Annotated in this window: 19 protein-coding genes; 9 read left to right on the top strand and 10 right to left on the bottom strand. The window is 67.8% G+C overall.

From position 1 onward, the window contains the following. Positions 1–135: 135 nt before the first annotated feature. Entirely contained in the window at positions 136–1,575 is a 1,440-nt protein-coding gene (locus G3I17_RS33510) for an Nramp family divalent metal transporter (RefSeq protein ID WP_164602212.1), read from the top strand. Here the strand turns inward: G3I17_RS33510 and G3I17_RS33505 are convergent. The 3 genes from G3I17_RS33505 to G3I17_RS33495 are packed head-to-tail and all read right to left on the bottom strand — an operon-like array spanning position 1,559 to position 5,831. Beyond that, complete coding sequence (locus G3I17_RS33505; RefSeq protein ID WP_164602210.1) at positions 1,559–3,919, bottom strand: XRE family transcriptional regulator; 2,361 nt, start codon at positions 3,917–3,919, stop codon at positions 1,559–1,561. The two genes, G3I17_RS33510 and G3I17_RS33505, sit on opposite strands and share 17 nt — an antisense overlap. Next, complete coding sequence (locus G3I17_RS33500; RefSeq protein ID WP_164602208.1) at positions 3,912–4,838, bottom strand: SMP-30/gluconolactonase/LRE family protein; 927 nt, start codon at positions 4,836–4,838, stop codon at positions 3,912–3,914. Before G3I17_RS33500 ends, G3I17_RS33505 begins: the two co-directional genes overlap by 8 nt. A gap of 30 nt (positions 4,839–4,868) precedes the next feature. After that, positions 4,869–5,831 (bottom strand): SMP-30/gluconolactonase/LRE family protein, encoded by a 963-nt coding sequence (locus G3I17_RS33495; protein ID WP_164602206.1) that lies wholly within the window; start codon positions 5,829–5,831, stop codon positions 4,869–4,871. Between the two features lie 59 nt (positions 5,832–5,890). Here G3I17_RS33495 and G3I17_RS33490 point away from each other — a divergent pair, with 59 nt between their 5' ends. Next, positions 5,891–6,340: an Lrp/AsnC family transcriptional regulator gene (locus G3I17_RS33490; protein WP_343238514.1), complete on the top strand. Its 450-nt coding sequence runs from the start codon at positions 5,891–5,893 to the stop codon at positions 6,338–6,340. Here G3I17_RS33490 and G3I17_RS33485 read toward each other — a convergent pair. Continuing rightward, positions 6,337–7,497 (bottom strand): ATP-binding protein, encoded by a 1,161-nt coding sequence (locus G3I17_RS33485; RefSeq protein ID WP_203591121.1) that lies wholly within the window; start codon positions 7,495–7,497, stop codon positions 6,337–6,339. The genes G3I17_RS33490 and G3I17_RS33485 overlap by 4 nt on opposite strands. Continuing rightward, the gene (locus tag G3I17_RS33480; protein ID WP_164602202.1) at positions 7,494–8,150 is read right to left on the bottom strand and encodes a response regulator transcription factor; all 657 of its coding nucleotides are present in this window, start codon (positions 8,148–8,150) and stop codon (positions 7,494–7,496) included. The genes G3I17_RS33485 and G3I17_RS33480 overlap by 4 nt, the downstream gene beginning before the upstream one ends. 108 nt (positions 8,151–8,258) lie before the next feature. On the opposite strand from G3I17_RS33480, the gene G3I17_RS33475 reads away from it, so the two are divergent. From G3I17_RS33475 to G3I17_RS33465, 3 genes are all read left to right on the top strand, one after another. Continuing rightward, the gene (locus G3I17_RS33475; RefSeq protein WP_203591120.1) at positions 8,259–9,416 is read left to right on the top strand and encodes a serine hydrolase domain-containing protein; all 1,158 of its coding nucleotides are present in this window, start codon (positions 8,259–8,261) and stop codon (positions 9,414–9,416) included. 165 nt (positions 9,417–9,581) lie between these two features. Continuing rightward, positions 9,582–11,333 carry a biotin carboxylase N-terminal domain-containing protein gene (locus G3I17_RS33470; RefSeq protein ID WP_343238513.1) on the top strand — a complete coding sequence of 584 codons (1,752 nt, stop codon included), beginning with the start codon at positions 9,582–9,584 and terminating at the stop codon, positions 11,331–11,333. Positions 11,334–11,405: 72 nt separating this feature from the next. Continuing rightward, on the top strand, positions 11,406–12,284 hold the full coding sequence (locus G3I17_RS33465; RefSeq protein ID WP_164602195.1) for a peptidylprolyl isomerase: 879 nt from the start codon (positions 11,406–11,408) through the stop codon (positions 12,282–12,284). Between the two features lie 3 nt (positions 12,285–12,287). Here the strand turns inward: G3I17_RS33465 and G3I17_RS33460 are convergent, their stop codons facing one another. The 3 genes from G3I17_RS33460 to G3I17_RS33450 form a co-directional block, all read right to left on the bottom strand. Further along, on the bottom strand, positions 12,288–13,469 hold the full coding sequence (locus G3I17_RS33460) for a glycoside hydrolase family 76 protein (protein ID WP_164602193.1): 1,182 nt from the start codon (positions 13,467–13,469) through the stop codon (positions 12,288–12,290). A gap of 87 nt (positions 13,470–13,556) precedes the next feature. Then, positions 13,557–14,771: a SpoIID/LytB domain-containing protein gene (locus G3I17_RS33455; protein WP_203591119.1), complete on the bottom strand. Its 1,215-nt coding sequence runs from the start codon at positions 14,769–14,771 to the stop codon at positions 13,557–13,559. Next, on the bottom strand, positions 14,768–16,378 hold the full coding sequence (locus G3I17_RS33450) for an N-acetylmuramoyl-L-alanine amidase (RefSeq protein ID WP_164602191.1): 1,611 nt from the start codon (positions 16,376–16,378) through the stop codon (positions 14,768–14,770). Before G3I17_RS33450 ends, G3I17_RS33455 begins: the two co-directional genes overlap by 4 nt. A gap of 151 nt (positions 16,379–16,529) precedes the next feature. Here G3I17_RS33450 and G3I17_RS33445 point away from each other — a divergent pair, with 151 nt between their 5' ends. The 4 genes from G3I17_RS33445 to hypB all read left to right on the top strand — a co-directional run bounded on the left by G3I17_RS33445 (position 16,530) and on the right by hypB (position 19,297). Next, on the top strand, positions 16,530–17,027 hold the full coding sequence (locus G3I17_RS33445; RefSeq protein WP_343238503.1) for a helix-turn-helix domain-containing protein: 498 nt from the start codon (positions 16,530–16,532) through the stop codon (positions 17,025–17,027). Positions 17,028–17,109: 82 nt separating this feature from the next. Next, complete coding sequence (locus G3I17_RS33440; protein ID WP_164602187.1) at positions 17,110–17,952, top strand: hypothetical protein; 843 nt, start codon at positions 17,110–17,112, stop codon at positions 17,950–17,952. Positions 17,953–18,132: 180 nt separating this feature from the next. Next, on the top strand, positions 18,133–18,480 hold the full coding sequence (locus G3I17_RS33435; RefSeq protein WP_343238512.1) for a hydrogenase maturation nickel metallochaperone HypA: 348 nt from the start codon (positions 18,133–18,135) through the stop codon (positions 18,478–18,480). 1 nt (position 18,481) lies between these two features. Next, positions 18,482–19,297 carry a hydrogenase nickel incorporation protein HypB gene (gene hypB / locus G3I17_RS33430; RefSeq protein ID WP_164602182.1) on the top strand — a complete coding sequence of 272 codons (816 nt, stop codon included), beginning with the start codon at positions 18,482–18,484 and terminating at the stop codon, positions 19,295–19,297. A gap of 1 nt (position 19,298) precedes the next feature. On the opposite strand, the gene G3I17_RS33425 is transcribed toward hypB, so the two are convergent. Together G3I17_RS33425 and G3I17_RS33420 are read right to left on the bottom strand one after the other, a co-directional pair. Further along, entirely contained in the window at positions 19,299–20,504 is a 1,206-nt protein-coding gene (locus G3I17_RS33425) for a glycosyltransferase 87 family protein (RefSeq protein WP_164602180.1), read from the bottom strand. 26 nt (positions 20,505–20,530) lie between these two features. Beyond that, positions 20,531–21,607, bottom strand: coding sequence for a glycosyltransferase 87 family protein (locus tag G3I17_RS33420; RefSeq protein ID WP_203591117.1), 1,077 nt, complete (start codon positions 21,605–21,607; stop codon positions 20,531–20,533). Positions 21,608–21,834 lie beyond the last annotated feature (227 nt).

Raw genomic sequence — 21,834 nt, 5'->3', positions numbered from 1 at the left:
GGCCGGCAACGCTCAGGTGCACTGACCAGCGGGGACTATGTCCTGTCGGTCGGCACAGGCTGGCGAGTGTCGGGTCGCCTGTGGCGCGGGTGTTGGTTATGGTCCGGTTGGGGGTCGAGGGAAGGTGAGGAGCCGATGGCGGACACCACGTCCACGGACCACGACAAGTTCAACCTGCCGACCAAGAACCTGCCCGCGCCGCAGGTCCGCGATCTGCCCGAGCCGCCGACCCAGACCTGGCGGATCGTCGGGCCCGGGATGGTCGGGGCCGGCGTCGGGCTCGCGTCCGGTGAGTTCATCCTCTGGCCGTACATCTCGTCGCAGGTCGGGCTGGTGTTCCTCTGGGGCGCCGTCGTCGGCGTCGCGGTCCAGTGGTTCCTGAACATGGAGATCGAGCGGTACACGCTGGCCACTGGCGAGACAGCGTTGACCGGCTTCAACCGGTACGGCAAGCACTGGGGCCTGTTCTTCGCGCTGATGACGTACTTCGCGAACCTCTGGCCGGGCTGGGCGACGAGCTCGGCATCGATGCTCACCTATCTGTTCGGCGCGGGTGATCCGCGCTGGATCGCGATCGGCATCCTGGTGCTGATCGGACTGATCCTGACGCTGGCACCGGTCGTCTACGTGATGCTGGAACGACTGATCTTCGTCAAGATCGCGGCCGTCGCGCTGCTCGTCGTACTGGCCCTGATCTTCGCCATCCGGGGCAAGACCTACAGCGCGCTCGGCGACGCGGTGACGCACCCGGAGTTCCCGGTCAGCACGCTCGGTTTCGCCTTGATGATGGGCGCGATCGCGTACGCCGGAGCCGGTGGCGGGCAGAACCTGTGCCAGAGCAACTGGATCCGCGACAAGGGTTTCGGGATGGGGGTGCACGTCCCGCGGCTGACGTCGCCCGTCACCGGCGAGAAGGCGGCCGACCCGAACGCCAACGGCTTCACCTTCCCGCCCGACGCCGCGAACCTGGCCCGCTGGCGGCGCTGGTGGAAGTTCACCAACCTCGAGCAGGCGCTGACGTTCGTGCTGATCACCGTGCTGACGATCGTGTTCACCTCGATGCTCGCCCACGCCACCTTGTTCGGGAACCCGGCGGTGGAGAACAAGATCGGCTTCCTGAAGATCGAGGGCGTCACCCTGCAATCCCTGGTGGGCGGCTGGTTCGGCTACCTGTTCTGGGCGATCGGCGCGTTCTCGCTGTTCGCCGCGGCGGCCGGCATCGTCGACTACACCTCGCGCCTGGCCTCGGACATGATCAAGGCGCGGTACCTGCGCACCTCACCGATCACCGAGTCCAAGCTGTACTTCTGGCTGGTCTGGGGATTGGTTGCCTTCGGCATCCTCGTCCTGCTGGCCGGCCTGACCCAGCCGCTCGTCCTGCTGGTCATCTCGGCCTGTACCGCCGGCACGATGATGTTCGTGTACTCCGGCCTGCTCTGGTGGATGAACTCCCGCGCACTGCCCCGAGCGATCCGGATCAGCCGCCTGCGCACCGCCGTACTGGCCTTCTCCTTCCTGGCCTTCGGTTTCCTGGCGGTCTTCACCATCATCGACCAGCTCAAGAAGAACTTCTGAGCCCGGCCAGCAGCTGAGCGACCTCGTCGGTCTGTGGGGCTCCGTGCCGGATCAGTAGTCCGAGCGCGGAGTCCCACTGTTCTCTGGCGTCGTCCGGTCGGCCTTTCGCCTGGAGAACGCGACCGAGATGTTCCCGGACCCGAGCCTCGGACTGCCAGGTGCCCTGCATCGTCTCGAGCGCGGCGAGCAGGTGTTCTTCGGCCAGGTCGAGGTTCCCGAGTTCCAGCTCGGTCCGGCCGAGCTGTTCGAGCGCCTCCGCGATCCCGAACTCGTCGCCGTTCGCGACCGCTGCCGCCCGGCACTCCGCGAAGTACGTCAGCGACTCGTCGTACCGGCCGACCTCCCGGTACGAGACCCCGACCGTCCAGAGGGCCCAGTGGAGTTCGATCTTGCTGCCCAGCCGGCGCATCACGTCGACGCCCCGGCGGAAGTCCTGGTCCTGCGCGTCCGTTCGCCCTTGTTTTCCAGCCGCGGTCCCGAGGATCAGCCGCCCCTCCGCTTCCCCGATCTCGTCGCCCTGCCGCAACGCATCCGCGACCCCGCGGCCGGCCGAGGCGATCGCCTCGTCGTAGCGACCGACCTTCATCAGGAAATCGCCCAGGTAGATCTGCCCGTACCGGTACTGGGCCTGGCACTCGATCAGCTTCGGGGCCGCGAGCGCGGCCTCCATGTACTCGATCGCCTGCGGGTACAGACCGGCCGCATCGCAAAACTGGGCGAGATCGAACGGCAGCAGGCCGGCCGCGAACGGGTCACCGACGGTCCGCTCCGCGGTGAGTGCGAGCGTTGCGAGCATCACTCCGTCGGAGTACCGGCGCCGCAGGCAGAGGTACTCCAGCCACCCGAAGACGAGCTTGCCGACCACGGCCCGCTCGGCGGTCGTTCCGCCGGCGGCCCGCCGGACCGCACCGACGATCTCGACGAACTCCTCGTCGAACCAGGCATAGGCCTCGTGCCGCGGGATGGGCTCCGCGGCCGCGGTCCAACTGGCCTCGCGCCAGTCTTTCGCCAGCCAGCCCGGGGGTTCCGGCGACCGGCATTGCCAGACCGTCCCGAGATACAGCCGAAGAACCCGCAGGCGGGCTGCCTCACGGGCCGGTTCGTCGGTCAGTTCGGCGGTGGTCTCCTGGACGAAGCTCCGGATCAGATCGTGCATCCGGTATCGGCCGGGCAGCAGGGAATCGAGCAGGTGCAGGTCGACCAGCCGTTCCAGCCGGTCCTCCACCTCGGCAACCGGCAGGTCGAGCAGGGCTGCCGCGACCCGGACGTCGAGTTCGTTGCCCTGGTGCAGTCCGAGCAACCTGAAGGTGGCCACTGCCTCGGCATCGCGCTCGGCCGCCGCGGCCAATGAGAGTTCGATACTCGCCCGGACATCGAGATCAGCGGTCGAGAGCTCGTCCAGCCGGCGGCGACTGCTGTCCAACCGCTGAACCAGGTCGGCGACAGTCCACGCCGGCTCGTCCGCGAGCCGGGCGCCGACGATCCGCAGGGCCAGCGGGAGGCCGCCGCAGAGCTGGACGATCGAGAGCGCGCCGGCCGGATCGGCGGCGACCCGACCACCACCGACGACGAGGGACAGCAACTCGAGGGCGTCCTGGTCCAGTAGTACGTCCAAGGCCACCTGGGTGACCCCGGGAAGCGCGCTCAGGTTTCGGCGGCTGGTGATCAGTACCGCGCAGGTCGATGCCCCCGGCAACAACGGCGCGACCTGTGCCGCATCGGCCGCGTTGTCGAGAAGGACCAGTACCCGTCGGCCGGCCAGGGCCGACCGGTAGCGGGAGGCAGCCTCGGCCACGTCGTGCAGATCCTCCGGCGCCGAGACTGCCAGGCTGTCCATCAGTTGGTCCAACGCTTCTTCGACCGGCATCGGGTGCCCCGGGCCGAAGCCACGGAGGTTCAGATACAGCTGCCCGTCCGGGTACCAGTCGGCCAGCCGATGAGCAACATGCACGGCGAGCGCGGTCTTGCCGACGCCGCCCATCCCGGAGACCGCGGACGTCAGTACGACGCCCGGGCGCAGCTCCTGGGCCCGGAACACCTTCTCGATCTCGGCGACCTGCTGCTCACGCCCGGCGAAGTCGAGCAGGTCATCGGGTAACTGATGGAGCTCCTTGGCCCGCGACGCAGGCCGCGACCCAGCTGCGGCCAACTCGGCCCGCTGGTCGTCGGTCAGGTCGAGGCCGTCGCTCAGGAATTTCAGCGTGGCCGTCCGGGGATGGCGGCGGCGGCCCGCCTCCAGCGCCTTGATCGACTCGACGCTGACGCCGGACTTCGCCGCGAGGCGTTCCTGCGACAAGCCGGCCGCCTTACGGAAGCCACGCAGTACCGGCCCCAGGTCAGGCACTTTGGTCGTACGGTTGGCGGCCGCCGTTGACCGTGGTGAAGAGGGAGTAGAGCGAGGTGGTGGCGGTGAGGAAGAGGCGGTTGCGTTTGGGACCGCCGAAGCAGAGGTTGGAGACGGTTTCGGGGACGAGGAGCTTGCCGAGCAGGGTGCCGTCCGGGTGGTAGACGTGCACGCCGTCGGCCGCCGCGCCCCAGACCCGGCCTTCGCTGTCCAGCCGGATGCCGTCGAAGGCGCCGTTGCCGCACTCGGCGAACAGGTCGCCACCGGTCAGCTTGCCGCCGTCGACGGTGAGGACGCGGATGGTCGCTTCCTCGGTGTCGGTGATGTAGAGCAGGCTGCCGTCGTTCGAGAAGGCCAGGCCGTTCGGTCGGTTGAAGTCATCGGCGACGACGGTCAGCGCGCCATCGGGGCTCAGGCGATAGACGTGACACCCACCAACCTCGATCTCGCCCTGGTGTCCTTCGTAGTCGCTGTCGATCCCGTACGCCGGATCGGTGAACCACACCGCGCCGTCCGCGCCGACCACCACGTCGTTCGGGCTGTTCAGCCGGCCGCCGTTGTAGCCGTCGGCAAGTACCCGGACCGATCCGTCGTGCTCGGTGCGCGTCACGCGCCGGTTGCCGTGCTCGCAGCTGACCAGCCGGCCCTGCTCGTCGAGCGTGTGCCCGTTGGAGTTCCCGGCCGGCTCGCGGAACACCGACACCTGGTACGACGTCTCGTCCCAGCGCAGGATCCGGTCGCTCGGGATGTCGCTCCACAGCACGTACCGCCCGGCGGCCGAGTAGACCGGCCCCTCCAGCCAGCGCCCGCCGGTCCACAACCGCTCCAGGTGCGAGTCGCCCCGGATCCCGGCGAAGCGATCGTCCATCCGCACCCATTCGGCAGGGACGGTACCGGCCAACGGCTCGAGCAAGGGCATCCGGGCGCTCCTCTGGTACGGCGTGCGTTGTCACCCGCGATCGTAAGCCTGTGGCGCTCCGTCCGTCGTCAGTAGCCAGGAGTAGACCGAGGTCGTTGCGGTGACGAACAACCGGTTGCGCTTCAGGCCGCCGAAGCAGATATTCGACACCACCTCGGGGAAAAGTAGCCTGCCGATCAGAGTCCCGTCAGGGTCGAAGCAGTGCACGCCTTCGTGGGTCGCGGCCCAGACGCGGCCGAAAGCGTCCAGCCGGATGCCGTCACACACGGCCCCACCCCACCGCCCCGGTCTGGCGAACGTGCCCGCCTCGCACGGCACGAAGACCTCTCCCCCGATCAGCCGGTCGTCCTTCACCTCGAACCGGCGGATGTGCTTGGCGGGCGTGTCCACGACGTACAGCTGCGACTCGTCCAGGGAGAAGGCGAGCCCGTTGGGCCGGGCGAAGTCGTCGGCGACGACGGTCAGCGCCCCTTCGGGCGAGATCCGGTAGACGTTGCAGGTCGGGATCTCCTGCTCGGCGGCATGGCCCTCGTAGTTCGAGGTGATCCCGTACGGCGGATCGGTGAACCAGATCGAGCCGTCCCGCCGCACCACCACATCGTTCGGGCTGTTCAGCCGCAGACCGTCGAAGTGCGAGGCAAGAACGGTCAGCGAGCCGTCAGCCTCGGTCCGGGTGACCCGGCGATTGCCCTGCTCGCAGCTGATCAGCCGGCCCTGGGCATCGAGGGTGTTGCCGTTGGTGTAGCCGGCGGGCTGGCGGAAGATCGAGACCGCGCCGGACAGCTCGTCCCAACGGAGCATCCGGTCGTTGGGGATGTCGCTGAAGACCAGGCTGCGCCAGGCGGGGACATAGACAGGGCCTTCCAGCCAGCGGCCACCGTCGTACAGGCGCTCTACGTACTCGTCCCCGCGCGCGACCAGCGCGAAGCGCTCGTCCAGCGTCACCAGCTCGGCTCGCGATCGAGCGGGAGTGTCAGTCAGCGTGATCGTCACAATCTGGATGATATCTTTAATATCAGCTAACAACCAGATGAGATTCGGTGGCCATGACAATAGACCAGACAGATCGGGAGCTGCTCGCCCGATTGCAGGAGGACGCCACCCAGTCGTACGCCGCCCTCGGCCAGGCCGTCGGCTTGTCGGCGGGGGCGGCACACGAGCGGGTTCGCAAGTTGAGGGCGGCCGGCGTCATCCGGCGGACGACGATCGAGGTGGATCCGGCGGCGCTCGGCAGCGGCGTACTGGCCTACGTCCTGCTCGACACGGACGTCTGGATGGGCGACGCGCCGACGCTGGCAGCCCTGAAGGACATCGCCGCCGTGGAGGAGGCGCACATCATCGCCGGGCCTGCTTCCGTGCTGGTCAAAGTGCGCACCAACAGCACCGAGGCGCTCCAGCAGACCCTGCGCGCGCTCCACCAAGTGGACGGCGTGACCAGCACTCAGACAGTCGTCGTGCTGGAGTCCTTCTTCGAGCGCCCACCGACGGTCAAGAAGGACTAGGAAGGACTAGGAAGGCGGACAGTGATCTCCAGTCCGCCGGCTCGCTGCGGGGAGATCGCCAGATCGCCGTGGTGGACCGCGACGATCGCACGCACGATCGAGAGGCCCAGGCCGGCGCCGCCGTCGCCGCCCGTCCGGGTGCCGTTGCCACGGACGAAGGGTTCGAGCAGCCCGGCCGCCTCGTCCGGCGGAATGGGACGGCCGGTGTTGGCGATCCGGAGGACCGACTGTCCTGCGTGCGTCACGGTGGCCACCGTGAGGTCTCCATCGGGACGGTTGTGACGGACGGCGTTGTCGACCAGGTTCGCGATCATCCGTTCAACCAGGACCGGGTCGGCCCGGACCGGGGCAGGCTCGAGAGCCGTATGGACTGCGAGGCGTCGTACGGCGGTCTCGTCCAGGACGCCCGCCACGATGGCGGCGAGGTCGAGCAGGCGCTGGTCGCCGGGGCCGGCCTGACTTTGCGCGAGCGCCAGCAGCCCGTCGAGGGTGCGCTGGCTCCGGCTGATCGCCGTCTGGATGTCCTCCGCCATCGCAATCAGCTCCGCTCGCGTGGGCTCGCCGTCCAGAGTGACGTCGACGGCGGTACGCATGGTGGTCAGCGGAGTCCGCAGCTCGTGCGCCGCGTTGGCGGTGAACAACCGCTGGCTGTCGAGCACCCGGTCCCGCTCGGCGACCCCGCGCTGGATGCGATCCAGCATGGTGTTGACGGTGCCGGCCAGCCCGGTGATCTCGTCCTTGGGAGCGGCGACCGGCACGCGTTCAGACAGGTTCTCGGCCGATGAACGCTGCGCCGTCGCCGAGATCTCGCGGATCGGCCGCAGCAGCCGCCCGGACACCAGCCAGCCCAGTACGGCCGCCAGCACCGTCACCACCACGAGCGCGACCGAGGCCTGCGTCAGCAGCTCCGACAACGCCGCCGAGCGCAACTGCCGGCTGATGTCGGGGAACAACTCCTCGAGGGGCGGAGGAGGCGGGCCGACGCCACCTGCCGGGTGGAAGACCTGCACCACCCTGAGATTGCCGCGCATCAGCACGTAGGTCAGCGCGGTCAGCGCGACCCCGGCCCCGAGAACGAGAACAGTGGACAGCAACGTGAGCCGGGCACGAGCGGTCAGCCCGACGTGCTTCGTCGGTCGCACCTGCCCGCGGGTCATCTGGAGACCCGATAGCCGGCGCCGGTGATGGTCTCCAGCAGCGGCGGGTCTCCGAGCTTGCGGCGCAGCGTGCCGACCGTGATCCTGACCGCGTTGGTGAACGGGTCGGCATGCTCGTCCCACACCTTGTCCAGCAGCGTCTCGGCGCTGACCACATCGCCGGCGGCAGCCAGCAATTGCTCCAGGACGCCGAACTCCTTGGGCGTGAGCTGCAGCAGCCGTCCGTCGCGCTCGACCGTGCGCCGCGCCGGGTCGAGCACCACGCCGGCGTGCCGTAGTACCGGCGGACGGGCCGGTGCGCTGCGCCGGGCCAGCGCCTGCACGCGCGCCACCAGTTCGGAGAACGCGAACGGCTTGCCGAGGTAGTCGTCGGCGCCCAGCGTCAGCCCCTCGACGCGGTCTTCCACCGCGCCGGACGCCGTCAGCATCAGCACCCGGCTGACGCCGTCCTGCGCCAGTTGGCGGCAGACAGCGTCGCCGTGGAGAACGGGCAGATCCCGATCCAGGACGACCACGTCGTACGGCGTGACCTCGCACTTGTCCAGCGCGGTCCGGCCGTCGTACGCGATGTCGACGGCGAAGCCGTGCTTGCGCAGGCCGACCGCGATGTAACCGGCCAGTGGTTCCTCGTCCTCGACCAGCAGTACCCGCATCGGCCCAGTATCCCCGCTCCGGCCGATGGATTTCCGATGGTCGAGCGATCGGCTGCCGATCCGCGGACCTCGGTAGAAATGTTGACCATGACAACTACTCGACGATCAATGCTGAGCTTGCTCGGTGGGACGACCGCAGTGCTCGCCACCGGACTGCCGTCGTACGCCGATGCTGCCGGCGACCGGGTGCCCGACGACCTGTTGCCCGGTGGCGCATTCGACCGGTTCGTTGCTGCTCAGGCGGCGGCGGACGCATTCTCGGGCAGCGTGTTGCTGACCCATCGCGGCCGTCCCGTGCTGGCCCGGTCCTACGGCAAGGCAGACAAACAGCGTTCGGTGCCGAACGGGCCGGGGACCCGGTTCGCGCTCGCCTCGGTGACCAAGCTGTTCACCGCGGTCGCCATTGCCCAGTTGGCCCAGCAGCGCAAGGTGGCCTACGGTGCGACCGTCGGCGAGTACCTGGCCGGGTTCCCCGCTGCAATCGCCGGCAAGGTCAGCATCCATCACCTGCTCACCCACACCTCCGGGCTTGGCGACTACCACCAGACTCCCGGGTTCTGGGAGAAGGCCGCCACCTGGACCAGCAGGGACGCTGTGATGGACGGCATCACCGAATTCATCCGTCAGTCCGCCCTCATCGCCGTACCAGGCGTGAGCTGGAACTACAGCAACTCCGGGTATCACCTGCTCGGCGCGATCGTCGCCCAGGCATCCGGGCAGTCCTACTACGACTACGTCAGCGAGCACGTCTTCCGCCGGGCCGGCATGGTCGGCACAGGTTTCTACACCAGGCCGCAACGGCTCGCCGACCCACGCATCGCCCGCCCGTACACGCTCCAGCCCTCCGGCGAACGGGTCGACATCGCCAAAGACCTGCTGTACGTCGGTACGCCGTCCGGGGACGCCTTCGCCACCTGCGCCGACCTCGACCGTTTCGCGAACGCCTTGTCGGGGGCGAAACTGCTCGACCCGGCCTTCACCCAGCTCACCGTGAGCGGCAAGCTGCCGTTGCCGCCGCCTCTCGGGCCGCCGCCTCCTCCCCCGCCCCCCACGACGACGCCACCGACGATGTTCCAGGGTTACGGACCACTCGTCGGACTGGTCAACGGCCGGTCGGTAGTCGGGCACGGCGGTGGCTCACCGAGTGCGTCGACGTCAGTCGAGACCTATCCCGACCTCGGCTGGAACGCGGTCGTCCTGTCCAACTACGGCGAGGCGGCACGCCCCATCGTGACCCTCGCCCACCGGATCATCACCGCCCTTTAGCGCGATCAGGCGTCATCCGGCTGTGCGCTCTCAGCCCCGGACGCGACCGGAGCCTGCCCGGCAGGTGTGATCAACGCCCTGATCGTCGGCCTGGCCGCGGAAGGTACTTGTGCCCCTAGACTCAGGCTGGCCGAAGGGAGTTCAGCTGTGTCTGACAGCAAGCGCATCACCAAGGTACTGGTTGCGAACCGGGGCGAGATCGCCGTCCGGGTCGTCCGTGCCGCCGCCGACGCGGGGCTGGGCAGCGTCGCCGTGTACGCCGAACCCGACCGCGACGCCCTGTTCGTCCGGCTCGCGGACGAGGCGTACTCGCTGAACGGCGCGACACCGGCCGACTCCTATCTGAACATCGCCAAGATCCTCGACATCGCGGCCCGCTCCGGCGCGGATGCGGTGCACCCGGGCTACGGCTTCCTGGCCGAGAACGCGGAGTTCGCGCAGGCCGTGATCGACGCCGGGCTGATCTGGATCGGCCCGCCGCCGTCGGCGATCGACTCGCTCGGCGACAAGGTGAAGGCCCGGCACATCGCCGAGAAGGTCGGCGCGCCCCAGGTCCCCGGTACGCCGAACCCCGTCGCCGGCGCTGACGAGGTGGTGGCCTTCGCAACGGAGTACGGGCTGCCGATCGCGATCAAGGCGGCGTACGGCGGCGGCGGTCGCGGTATGAAGGTCGCTCGCACGATCGAGGAGATCCCGGAGCTGTTCGAGTCCGCGACCCGCGAGGCGGTCAGCGCCTTCGGTCGTGGCGAGTGCTTCGTCGAGCGCTACCTGGACAAGCCGCGGCACGTCGAGACGCAGTGCCTGGCCGATGCCCATGGCAACGTCGTGGTGATCTCCACCCGGGACTGCTCGCTGCAGCGCCGGTACCAGAAGCTCGTCGAGGAGGCGCCCGCGCCGTTCATCTCGGCCGAGCAGCTGGAGACGCTCTACACGTCCTCGAAGGCGATCCTGCGCGAGGCCGGGTACGTCGGCGCCGGGACGTGTGAGTTCCTGATCGGCCAGGACGGCCTGATCTCCTTCCTCGAGGTGAACACGCGGCTGCAGGTCGAGCACCCGGTCAGCGAAGAGGTGACCGGGATCGACCTGGTCCGGGAGATGTTCCGGATCGCTGATGGCGAAGAGCTCGGCTACGGCGACCCCGAGATCTCCGGCCACTCGATCGAGTTCCGGATCAACGCCGAGGACCCGGGCCGTGGCTTCCTGCCCGCGCCGGGCACGCTGACCAAGTGGCACGCGCCGTCCGGTCCGGGGATCCGGCTCGACGGCGGCTACGACCAGGGCGAGACAGTGCCCGGGGCGTTCGACTCGCTGGTGGCGAAGCTGATCGTGTCCGGCCGCGACCGGACCCAGGCGCTCGAGCGGTCCCGCCGCGCGCTGAAGGAGTTCGTGGTCGAGGGAATGCCGAGCGCCGTACCGTTCCACGCCGCCGTGGTGAGCGACCCGGCGTTCGTCGGTGACGATGGCTTCAAGGTGCACACCCGCTGGATCGAGACCGAGTTCGACAACAAGATCCCGCCGTACGACGGGGCCGCCGACGTGGCCGAGCCCGCCGAGCGGGAGAGGGTCACGGTCGAGGTCGGCGGCAAGCGGCTCGAGGTCGTACTGCCCGCCGGGCTGGGCGCTTCGGCGGTTTCAGCCGGTAGTACGAAGAAGAAGCCGTCCCGACGCGCGGGTGGCAGCGGCAAGGGCGCGGCCGCCTCGGGCGACGCGCTCACCTCGCCGATGCAGGGCACCATCGTCAAGATCGCCGTCGAGGAAGGCGCCACGGTCGCCGAGGGCGACCTGATCGTCGTCCTGGAGGCGATGAAGATGGAGCAGCCGCTGAACGCCCACAAAGCCGGTACGATCACCGGGCTGTCGGCCGAGGTCGGTGCGACGGTGGCGGCCGGTGCGGCTATTTGCGAAATCAAGGACTGAAACACAGCCGTTTCTCAGCATTTACCGGTAGCTTCCCTGCAGGATTGCCGCGAGGTGTGAGGAGAACTCTGCATGTCCAGGAAGACCCACGAACATCAGCTGGCCCAGCGCAAGGCGCAGCGTCAGGCCGAGCGGCAGGCTGAACGGGCCAAGCAGCGGCGGATGCTGGGGGTCACGATCGGCGCGATCGTCGCGGTGGTCGTGGTGATCGGCGGCGTCGTGGTGGCGGTCGCCCAGAACTCCGGCAACGACACCCCGGCGGCGGGCAGCACCCCGTCGACCGGAGACACCCCGTCGGCACCGACCGGCGCGGAGAACAAGCCGGTATCCATCCCGACCGCGATCGCGGCAGCGCCGAAGCGGGCGAAGCCGCTCGCGGCGGAGGTGGACTGCAGCTACACCAAGGCCGCCGAGGCGGCCAGCAAGAAGGTCGACGCTCCGGCCAACGGCAAGGTCAAGGCCAGCGGCACCAAGCCCGCCACGCTGGCCACTTCGGTCGGCGACCTGCACCTGACCCTGGACAGCGCGCTGGCGCCCTGCACGGTGAAGAGCTTCCTCAGCCTGGTCGGCCAGAAGTACTTCGACAACACCATCTGCCACCGGCTCACCGTCGGCGACGGGCTGCAGGTGCTGCAGTGCGGCGACCCGACCGGTACCGGTAGCGGCGGCCCCGGCTACAGCTTCAAGGACGAGGTGTACCCCGAGCTCAAGTACGGCCGCGGCATCCTCGCGATGGCGAACTCGGGCCCCAACACCAACGGCAGCCAGTTCTTCATCGTCTACGGCAACGCCGAGCTGCCGCCGTCGTACACGGCCTTCGGCACCCTCGACAAGGCGAGCCTGGAGACGATCGACAAGGTCGCCAAGGCCGGCGTGATCCCCGAGGGCGGGCCTACCGACGGTAAGCCCGCCACCGAGGTCAAGATCAAGACCGCCACCGCGGCCAGCTAGGTACTACGCCAGTTCGTCGTACTTGCTGCGCGGCCAGGCCAGCAAGGCGTCGATCTGGACCATGCCGGACTGCTCCAGCAACTGGACCGGCCCGTCAGCGAAGTGGAAGAGGCCCGTGGCAGGATCGCGGGTCTCTTTCCATGCCCGGTCGGAGTAGGCCTGGATGACCTTGGTGTAGCCGCGGTCGTGGGACACGGAGTCGAGGATCAGCAGGTTCTTGAAGTAGATCGCGTTGAACCTGGTCGGCTGCTTCCACAGCCGGTCCTCGGCGCCGTAGAAGGCCAGTGACACCTTCGCGAGCGCCTTGGCGTCCGTCAGGTACTGCTTGTCATGCGTTGCCTTGTACAACAAAGCTCCGGCGCCGAGCATGACGCCCTGGTTGTAGCTCCACTGGGTCTTCTCGACGTTACCGGCCAGATCGATGTGGTCCCAGTACAGGCCGTTCGGGGCGAGCATGCAGTCCTGCGCCCAGGTGTACATCTTCTTCGCCCAGGTCAGGTACGACTTGTCGCGCGTGAGCAGGTACAGGTGGGCGCCGAGCTCGGCACCCGGGCCGTTGGAGATGGTGTTGCGGTCCTGGCTCCACGGCGCCTGGGTCCAGAAGGTACCGCCCGCGCACGGGTGTGCCGGGTCGGTGTCCCAGCCGTGGATGACGAGCGCGAAGATCTCCTTCGCCCGCGCGAGCGACGAGCGGTCACCAGTCCGCTGGTAGTGCTGGATCAGGTTCAGCCCGATCCACTCGTTGTCGTCGTAGAACTTGTCGCCACCCTGGCCGAGCGGCGGTCGCAGGTACGAGTCGTACCCCTTGGGCGTGGTCGTTGCGTTCCAGTAGGGCTGGTACGCGTCCAGCCGGCGCTGGGCCTCCTGGTCGGCCTTGCGTCCGGAGCCGGGGATACCGGCCAGGTTCTCGGCGGCGACGGCGGCCTGCGAGTACGGCCAGATGTAGGAGTACGGGTTCTGCTGTTCGTTCGGGTACTCCTCCAGCAGCAGCCCTTGCTGTCCGGTGTCGAAGTACTTGTTCAGGGCCTGGTACGACGCCTGGGCGCGGGCCGCCGGCGAGTGGGTGCCGCCGGTCACGCCGTCGGCCTTCGCATCCGCGGCCGGCGTGTGCAGCGCGGCCAGCATCCCGACCGCGAGCAAGCCACCGGCGATCCGTTGAGTTGGTATACCAAATTTTCTGCGCATCGACCTGCTCCTCCTGGGGCGGCAGCGATTGACATCGATGTCACGTTGTAGCTGGCCAAGGGATTCGGCGTCAATGCTTCGGCGTCATCAGCCCGGCTGGCCGTCAGTTGGCATACCAAGCGCGACCGGCTGGACACCGGCGAAGGCGAACCACGCGGACCGCAGGTGCAGCCGCAGCCGGACCTGATCGCCAGTGAGCACGACACTCCCCTTCGAGCCGACCGCCGCGACCGTGGCCACCCGGCCGCCGGACGGGCCGATACCGGTCCGGGTCCGCACCCGCACACTGCGCAGGGTGCCGACGCCGAACGCCGCTTGGAGTTGCGCGCTGGTCCTGGTCACCGTCCAGGTGACATTCGGGTTCTTGTTGCCTGGGTAGGCGTCCCAACTGTCGGCTTTCATCAACTGGTAGGCCACCGGGCCGTTGGCGGTGGCTCCTCCGTTCGAGGACGAGAACTCCGCCATGATCGGCTTGCCCTTGTACAGCCTGATCTGACCGGCCGTCGCAGTGATCGCCGCGGTGGCCGACTTGGCCTCGGAGTCGTAGCCGCCATAGACCTGGCAGGAGGTGGTGTCACACAGATCGTAGGCCCGCTTGGTGGCCCGGCTCCGATGGAAGACGGAGTAGGTGCGCGCGGCGACGGACTGCACCTGGAGCGCGGCCGGTCGCCAGGTAGTGACCGCCTCCCGCGGGACGACGCCACGCAGGTAGAGCTCCAGTGAGAGCACGTTGACGGTGTCGAAGTGGGCGCCGGACAGATCGGCGGGCCTGACGACGCCGCGATAACGGACGACGGCCCCACTCGGCAGGATGAGCGAGATGACCGTCGGGCCTTCGAACTGCCCCATCCCGGTCAGCGTCTTCCAGAGCGTCCACTTCTTCGTCTTGGTGTTGTACGAGCTGACCTTGGCGCCGTGTTCGCCGGCCGGGTCGATCGACCACTGGTTCCGGGTCGATGCCGTAGGCAACGTGGTGACCTTGCCGGTCTTCAGGTCGCGCAGCCGCAACTTGTTGACCGCGGCAACGCGAATGCCGTCGGTGGTGTCGGCGGAGATCCGGATCCGGATGGTCCCGGTCGCCTTGCCCACGGTCGTACCGGGGTAGTAGAAGTCCAGGATCGACTTGGCGGACCGGCCGGCCAGCGCCGCGCCCTGAGCACCGTACTGCGACATGCCACGGCCGTGACCGAAGCCGCGTCCGGTGATCGACTGGACTGCCTCGGGTTCGGGCGGAGGTACTGCCTGAGCAGTTGCGCTGAGCAACGTCGAACCGATGACCGCGGCAACAAGCAAACGCTTCATGAGATGTACACCTTGTGCTGGCGGTTGTGGTAGGTGAGCTTTCCGCGCTGGAACTGCTGCCGCAGGCCGCCCTTCACCTGGTATAGGTCCGTGATCGGCAGACCGAGGCGCGAGTGTTCGGCACCGAGCGCCGTGTACTTGCGGTAGATCAGCCCGGCGACCGGGCGCATCCCGGTGCGCTTCGACCAGTACAGGCCGCCCTTCTGGAAGTTCTGCACCATGCTGCCGGAGACCTTGCCGACCCGGTACTCGGTCGTCGGCAGACCCATCATTCCGTCGGGGCCGAGCTGGCGATAGCGGGTCCGGAACAGGCCCATGACCGAGTGCGCGCTGCTGGGCGGCGACCAGTAGATGTCGCGCCGGCCGAAGTAGGTGGCCCGGCCGGCCTTCGTCCGGTGCTCACCCCAGAATGGTTGCCCGGTCACCCGGAATCCGCCGAGGCCCTTGGCCAGCCGGTAGATCTCGGTGTACACGCTCTTGCCCATCAAGACATTGACTCGTTGCTTCAGCCAAGGAAGTTTGGAGTAGAGGTTCTTGCCCGGGCACGCGGTCGCCTTGGTGTCGCGATGGCCGGAGACTGTGTGCAGCTTGCTGCCGCCCAGCACGACCGTTGTCAACGGCGACCGGTAGTTGGCGTCCAGCTTCCAGGCGATGATCCGGGCCGTCATCTCCAGCATCGCCTTCGGCGGTACGACGGTGTCGAAGTTGCCGATCAGCGAGACGCCGAACGAGCTGGCGTTGTACGACCCGGTGTGCGCCCCAAGCACGGGGAACTGCGCACCGCCGTACCGGCCCTCGAAGGCACGGCCGAAGCGGTCGACGAGGAAGTTGTAGCCCAGATCGCACCAGCCACGGCTCTTCACGTGGTACGCGTACATGCTGCGGACCATCGCCGGCACCTGCGTGCGGGTGTAGTCGTTGCGATCGGCGGTGTGATGGACGAAGGCCGCCTGCACGGTGCCCGTGTACTTCGGCTTCACGCAGGACTTGCCGTTGTGCGCCCGGAGCCGCTCATCGGCACCCCAGGCGTGTCGGCTCACCATGGCCGGCATCGGGTACGGCGCCTTGAAGCCGTCCGCTTCGATCGGGTCCGGGGCCGTCGGCGTCGTCGGCGGCTCGGCGTCGGTCGCTCGTACGCCGGGGTTGATCAGCACGACCTTGGCGTCCGTGACGGTCGTACCGTCTGTCGTCGTCAGCGAGGTCTGGATGCCCGTGGCGTTGCCGACCCAATACGGCTCGGTGCCGGAGCGCTCGTTGCCCTCGGTGGTCGCGGTCGCCGGACCGTGGTCGTCCTCGACCGGCAACGCCTCCCAGTCGGACCACTGGGCGTCGCGCTGGACGCGGACCTTGAGCTGCACCTGGGCGGAGCTCGTGCGATAGGGCCAGGTGACGCCGACCAGGCCGAAGGGTTTGGTCTGCTGGGCCTCGGCGATCGAGTACTTCCCGCTCTGCTGCAAGGGAAGCTCGACGTAGTCCGGGTCGGCGGTCGGCTGCCGGCCGGGGGTGTAGTGGTCAGTGGCCTGGCTGGGTGCGGGCGCGAGCGGTACGAACAGGGCGAGGCCTGTCACCGCGGTCAGCGCCAGTCGTGCCGAGAAGGTCTTGCTCATCGGACAGCCTTCTGCTAGACGGGACAGCAGTAATCGATTATGCGCACTGCGTGACCGCCTGCCCGGCATTTTCGTCACCCTGCGTGGCGTCGGTATGATTACTGCTGAAATCGAAGCGACTATCGAAGTCGCTCGGTCCTGGGAGGCGGCGGTGAGTGGTGTGGGCCGGTTCCGGGCCGAAGACCTGTCCTGCCCGCTGTCGACGACCGTGCGGCACGTAGGAGAGTGGTGGACGCTGCTGATCCTGCACGACGCCTTCGACGGCTACACCCGGTTCGACGAGTTCCAGCGCGACCTGCGGATCTCGTCCAGCATGCTGACCACACGGTTGAAGACGCTGGTCGACGACGGGCTGCTGGAACGTACGCAGTACCAGGAGAAGCCACCGCGGTACGAGTACGTGCTGACCGAGCTCGGGCGGTCGCTGCGGCCGGTGATCGTCACCCTGGCGGCGTGGGGCAACGAGCGGCTGGCGCCTGAGGAACGGACGATGATCCTGGTCGACGCCGGCACCGGCGACGAGGTCGAGCCGGTCGTGGTGGACCGGTCGAGCGGGCGGCGGATCGACGGGCCCGGCTTCGTCTTCACCGCCGGACCGGCTGCCCCGGAAGCTATGCGCAGGCGGTACGAGGACCCTCGAACGCGTTGATTTTCAGCAGATTCTCAGGAGATTTCGGTCGGATTCGACCGCCCGGTAGGCTCGACGCAACACTCGTCGAGGAAGGCCCGACATGTTCACCACCATTCTTGTGATCGCGATCATCGTGGTCGCCGTCCTGGCGTATCGCTCGTACCAGCGAACGCAGCTGCAGAACCGCAAGCAGCACGAGATCACCGCTGGCGAGCTGGAGTCGGTGAAGCGGACCGCCGACGAGGACATCACCAAGTTCGGCGAAGAGCTGCAGGACCTTGACCTGGACATGGTCGGCAAGGACCTCGGCGACGGCGCCCGGCAGGACTACCAGCGCGCCCTGGACTCGTACGAGTCGGCCAAGCAGGCGGTCGGCGCGGTCACCGAGGCCGAGCAGATCAAGCACGTGATCGAGATCCTCGAGGACGGCCGGTACGCGATGGCCTGCGTCCGCTCCCGGGTCAACGGCGAGCCGCTGCCGCAGCGCCGCCCGTCCTGCTTCTTCAACCCGCAGCACGGCCCGTCGGTCGTCGACGTGACGTGGTCGCCGGTCGGTGGCGCGCCGCGCGAGGTGCCGGCCTGTGCGGCTGACGCCGAGCGGGTCCGCGCAGGAGCCGAGCCCGACGTCCGCAAGGTCATGGTCGGCCCGCAGCGCGTCCCGTACTGGGAGGCCGGCCCGGCCTACTCCCCCTACGCCCAGGGCATGTTCGGCGGCCTCGGCGGCGTGATGACCGGCATGTTCATCGGCACCATGCTCGGCGGCATGTTCGCCGGCGGCGGCTACGGCGACTACGCAGCCGGCTACGACGCCGGCCAGAACGACGGCGGCGGTGACGGCGGAGGCGATGGCGGCGGAGACGGCGGCTCAGGCGACTTCTCCGGCGACGGCGACTTCAGCGGCGGCGGAGACGGCGGCGGCTGGGACTTCGGCGGCGACTTCTAACCCGCCAGCACCACCCCAACCCAACCACCGGACGCCCCAGGCCTCCGGTGGTTTCTCTTTCCCCTCCCACCGACCACTTTGTGCACCAGCTGAGCGTTCCGGTGGCTCCGGGATGCTCACGTGGTGCACAAGGTCGCTTGGGACGAATAGTTGGCTGTCGGCTTGCGGCGGTTCCGGGGGGTGTTTAGCGTCGGGAGGGTGCATGAGCTCGCCATTACGGAGAGCGTGGTCGATGCGATCGTCGAGAAGGTCGGCGACGGACCGATCGCGGCGGTGCGCCTGGAGATCGGCAAGCTGTCGGGGCTGGTGGCCGACTCGGTGCGGTTCTGCTTCGAGATCGTGGCCGACGGGACCGGGTTGCAGGATGCCCGGCTGGACATCGACGAGCCGCCGGGGCGGGCGTACTGTCGAAAGTGCGGTGAGGAGTTCGCCCTCGACGAGCCCATCATGCTGTGCCCGTGTGGCAGTGCGGATCTCGACATTCTCAGCGGCCAGCAACTGAGAATCATCTCGGTGGAGGTGCGATGACATGTGCAGCACCTGCGGATGCGGGCAGCCCGGCGACGGCGGGACGCGGCTGACCGTCGTCCACGATCACGATCACGACTCCACCGGTCATGGGCACGGTCACGGCGATGAGCATGGTCACGGACACGGGCATGGGCATTCGGAGGAGGTCGTGCTGACGGCTGACGCCACTCAGACCAGGACTGTGTTGCTGGAGCAGGAGATCCTGGCCAAGAACGACGGGCTCGCGGCGGCCAACCGGCATCGCCTGCAGGAGCGTGGCATCGCCGCGATCAACCTGATGAGCTCGCCGGGCTCCGGCAAGACGACGCTGCTCGAGCACACCATCCGCGCGATCGGTTCGCGCCGCCGGTCGCTGGTGATCGAGGGCGATCAGGAGACCCTGTACGACGCCGAGCGCATTCGCGCGACCGGCACCAAGGTCGTACAGATCAACACCGGCGCCGGCTGTCATCTGGACGCGCAGATGATGTCCTCCGGGCTGGCCGAGCTCGCACCGCCCGACGGGTCGCTCGTGTTCGTCGAGAACGTCGGCAACCTCGTCTGCCCGGCGCTCTTCGATCTCGGCGAGGCGGCGCGGGTGGTGATCATCTCGGTCACCGAAGGAGCCGACAAGCCCGCGAAGTACCCGTATATGTTCCGCACCGCCGACCTCGTCCTGCTGAACAAGATCGACCTGCTCCCGTACGTCGACTTCGATGTCGAGCTGTGCCTGCGGCTGATCGCGCAGATCAAGCCCGACGCGCAGATCCTGCAGGTGTCCGCGACCAAGGGCACCGGTATGGACGCCTGGTACGACTGGCTCTCGCGCCTCTGAGCTACCTGGCCGCGTCCTGCTCGAGCTCCGCTGCTGCTGGCACCTTTTCGCGACGGCCGCGGCCAAGCGCGAGCAGGAGGGCAGCGGTCAGCGAGAGCCAGACGTAGGAGTTGCCCGCCAGTATCTGGACGGAATTCCAGCTGAGTTCCTGATTGTCTCCTCGTGGCGGCCACCAGATCGGGGCGAGCGCGAAGAGCGCGAACCAGGTCAATGCCGTCGGCAACGGATAGCGCCGGCCGAGTTTGGTGGCCGTCAGCAAGGAAACGCCGAGCGGGAGCACCCACACCCAATGGTGACTCCAGGAGACCGGCGAGCAAAGCAGCCCGATCACCGCGGTGGTGGACACCGCCGCCAGTTGCTCGCCCCGACGCCAGAGAAGGCGGCTCAACCAGAGGCCGGCGATCACGGTCACCAGTACTACGACCTGCCACAGCCGGCCGCCACCGTCCAGATCACCCGAGACGCGGGCCAGGAACCCGTTCCACGACTGGTTGCCCGAGTAGGCGAGACCACCGATGCGGCTCGTGTCGGAGATGAGATGCGCCCAGTACTCGTACGCCGTCCGCGGGCTGATCAGGAACCCGATCAGCACGGTGCCCAGGAACGTGGCCGACGCGTAGGCGAGTGCCTTCCACTGGCGGGTGACGAGCAGGAGGCCGAGGAAGACCAACGGGGTCAGCTTGATGCCGGCCGCCAGTCCCAGCCAGATGCCCCTACCCGTGCGGGTTTTCGGGCCCAGTACGTCGTACAGGATCACGGCGCAGAGGATCAGGTTGATCTGGCCGTAGGAGAGCGTCTCGCGGACCGGCTCGATCAGCAGGGACGCGGCGCTGACCGCGATCAGCACGGCCGGGTGCAGGCGCCTTTTGAAGAACTGCTTCAGGCTCATTCGCCAGATCGCCACCAGCGCGACGAGGGAGGCGGCGATCGAGGCGCCGTACGCGAGCGGCCAAGGCAGCAGCGAGACCGGGGCCATCACCACGCCGCCGAAGATCGGGTAGGTGAACGGCATCGAGATGTACCGCAAACGGCTTGTATAAAGACTTGAAGGATCTGACAGCAGCGCGGCACCGCCGAGCCGGTAGACCTTCAGATCAGCGCCGGTGTGATCCCACACGAACGGCATGATTGAAGCCACAACTATGCAGACACCGACAGCCAGCCACCAACGGCGCTTGGCCGGGTCCCCCAGGATCCCCGTGATCACCCGATCCAGAGTGGCAGGCGATCAGGTCATCTCCGGCCTATGCCTCTCCGGCGATTGGATCTCAGTTGGTCGCGGACCAGGATCATCACCGCGACCAGGGCCGCGATCAAGTAGGCGTTCCCGGTGAACTGCTCGCCGAAGCTCCAGTCCAGCTCGCGATTGTCATGATTCGGCGGCCACCAGATCGGCGCGACCGTGAACACCCCGAACCACAGGATGGCGAAGGCGATCTTGTACTTCCTGGTGAGCCTGGCGATGACCGCGACCCCGAGCGGGATCGCCCAAACCCAGTGATGACTCCACGAAACCGGCGAACACAGCAGTCCGATGAGCGCGGTCACCGACACCGCCGCCAACCGCTCACCCTTAAACCAAAGCTTCCACGTAAGCCATAGTCCGCCGCCAACCGTCACCGCGACGAGGACGAGCCAGACCAGGCCGCCGCCATCCAGATCCCCGGTAAGCCTGATCAGGAAGGCATTCCACGACTGATTGCTGGAGAACGCGAGCCCACCGATACGAGTCGTCTCCGCCACCAACGAAGTCCAGTACTCCGTCGCACCGCGCGGCGTCACCACGAACCCCACGAGCACCGTGACCGCAAACGACCCGGATGCGTAGGCGAGCGCCTTCCACTGCCTCGTCACCACCAGCAGCCCGAAGAACACCAATGGCGTCAACTTCACCCCCGCCGCCAGCCCAACCCAGATCCCCCTTGCGGGGCGGGTCGGCGGCCCCAGTACGTCATACAGGACCAACGCACACAACATCAGATTGACCTGCCCGAACCCCAACGTCTCCCGCACCGGCTCCAGCACGAGCGACCCGGCAACCACCGCCAACAACACCGGCGAAGCCATCTCCCACCCAGCCGAGATCCGCCAGACGACGATCAAGCTGACGAAGGTGCCAAGCGTCCAGACGGACACAGCAACCGGCCAAGGCATCAGCGCAAACGGCACCATCACCACCGCAGCAAACGGCGGATAAGTGAACGGAAGCCCAGCAAGGCGAGCGTCGTACAACGCAGACGCCTGCTCGACCAGCGTCTCCCCACCCAACCGATAAACCTTCAAATCAACCAGCGAATGCTGCCAAAGCATCGGCAACACCACACTGGCAACAACACAAACCCCAACCGCCAACCCCCACAAAACCCTGACCCGCATGCCAGGAATCCTGACACGCCCAGCCACCTCCTCCCCAGCCACCCCACATGAGGATCTGCGCACCGTTGCGACGAACCTACCGGTGCACCTTGTGCATCGCCTGAGTGTTTTCGGGGGCACCAGATGCTCAGGTCGTGCACAAGGTGGCCACCAGGAGCGGG

It is taken from the genome of Streptomyces sp. SID13031 (assembly GCF_010548305.1).
GTDB lineage: Bacteria > Actinomycetota > Actinomycetes > Propionibacteriales > Kribbellaceae > Kribbella.
The sequence above is the reverse complement of the archived record's forward strand: the minus strand, read 5'-3'. Positions and strand labels throughout refer to the sequence as shown.